Source organism: Ideonella sp. P3_A4 (genome assembly GCF_056403075.1).
Window position 1 is genome coordinate 1 of the sequence record NZ_JBFUGE010000955.1, and the last position, 1,683, is coordinate 1,683.

The 1,683-nt window shown below is 70.2% G+C and carries 2 protein-coding genes; both read right to left on the reverse strand.

The features are described 5' to 3' along the window. Window positions 1-40: 40 nt before the first annotated feature. Window positions 41-463 carry an RNA-binding S4 domain-containing protein gene (locus tag AC1DYI_RS34820; protein WP_477208665.1) on the reverse strand — a complete coding sequence of 141 codons (423 nt, stop codon included), beginning with the start codon at window positions 461-463 and terminating at the stop codon, window positions 41-43. Between the two features lie 15 nt (window positions 464-478). Continuing rightward, window positions 479-1,683: sensor histidine kinase (locus tag AC1DYI_RS34825; protein WP_477208666.1), on the reverse strand; the 1,205-nt coding region annotated here is incomplete at its 5' end.

A 1,683-nucleotide genomic window follows, 5' to 3' on the forward strand; every position in this document is an offset into this window, starting at 1 on the left:
CACAAAAATCCGCGGCATATGCTGTGCCCGCGAGCGGGCCTCAGTCGTCGGCCGAAGCGCTCCAGCGGTCCCAGTCGGCCAGCTGGCGCCGGTCGCGCTTGGTGGGCCGCCCGTGCTCGATGGTCTGGGCCGGCTCCACGCCCTGGCGCCGGGCTTCGCGGGCCGCCTCGCGTGTGGCCAGGCTGGCGGCCGTTTCGGCGTACAGCTGCTGGGCCACCGGGGCCGGGCCGCGCAGATCGCTGACGCCCAGCACTTCCACGGTACGGGCGGGCAGGCCGGGCTCGCGCACGGTCAGCTCGTCGCCCACGCGCACGTCGCGCGAGGGTTTGGCGGCCTGGCCGTTGACGTCGACACGGTTCTTGCCGATGGCTTCGACGGCCAGCGCGCGGGTCTTGTAGAAGCGCGCCGCCCAGAGCCATTTGTCCAGGCGGACCGGCGCTGCACTGAGCTTGGGTTCCTTCACGGCCCGGATTTTCGCTCAACGCGGCGGCACTGCCAGCGGCAAACGCACAGTCGCGTCCAGGCCTTCGACCGTGCCATGGTTGACACGGTTCTCCAGCTCGATCTGCCCTCCCAGCGTGGCAACGATCTCATGGCAGATCGCCAGACCCAGGCCCGAGCCGCTGCGCGCGCTGCCGGCCGCAAAGGGCTGGAACAGGCGCTGGCGCTGCTCGGCGTTGATGCCGGCGCCGCTGTCGGACACGGTGAGCGCGGCGTGATGGCGGTCGGCCAGCAGGTGAATGGCCAGCCGCCCGCCGACCGGGCCATGCTTGATGGCGTTGTGGATCAGGTTGCGCGATAGCTCGCGCAGCGCCCATTCGTGTGCGTGCACCGGCGCGGGCTGGGTCTCGATGTCGAAGTCGAGCTGGTGTTCGACGATCAGCGCCGACAGGTCGAGCGCGACCGCGCGCACGATCTCGGCCCAGTCAAGCGCTTTGGCATCGGCCTGCTGGCGGATCTGCTCGACCTTGGCCAGTGCGAGCATCTGGTTCGCCAGCGTGGTTGCGCGGTCGACGGTGTCGCCGATCTCGCTCAAGGCCTGCTCGGGGGCCACATCGCCGCGCTGGGCCGACTGCACCTGGGTCTTCAACACTGCCAGCGGCGTGCGCAGCTGGTGCGAGGCGTCGCGGACGAAGCGCTTCTGGTGGTCCAGCAGATGGCTCAGGCGGCCCATCAGGTGGTTGGTGGCCGCGACCAGCGGCTGCAGCTCGCGCGGCACGCCGTCGTCTTCCAGCGGGGCCAGGTCGCCTTCGGCGCGGGAGCGCAGGCGCAGGCTCAGCTCGCGCACCGGGCGTGTCGCGCGCTGGACGACGAACACCACCACGCCGGCGATCAGCAGCAGCATCACGGCCTGGCGCCACAGCGTGTCCAGCAGCAGGCTGCGGGCCAGCGTTTCGCGCAGCTCCAATGTCTCGGCCACCTGGATCGTCGCCATGCCCTGGCCGTCGGCCCAGGTTACCGGCTGCAGCAGCACCGCCACGCGCACGSGGGTGCCCTGGTAGCGGTCGTCGTAGAAGTCGACCAGCGCGGCGTAGGGCCCTTTTTGCGGCAGCTTGCCATGCCAGGGGGCAAGTGCTTTGAAGCCAGAGACAGTCTCGCCATCGAAGCCAGTGACGCGGTAGTACAGGCGGCTGCGGTTATCGGCCTCGAACGGCTCCAGCGCCGAGTACAGCAGTGTCGACT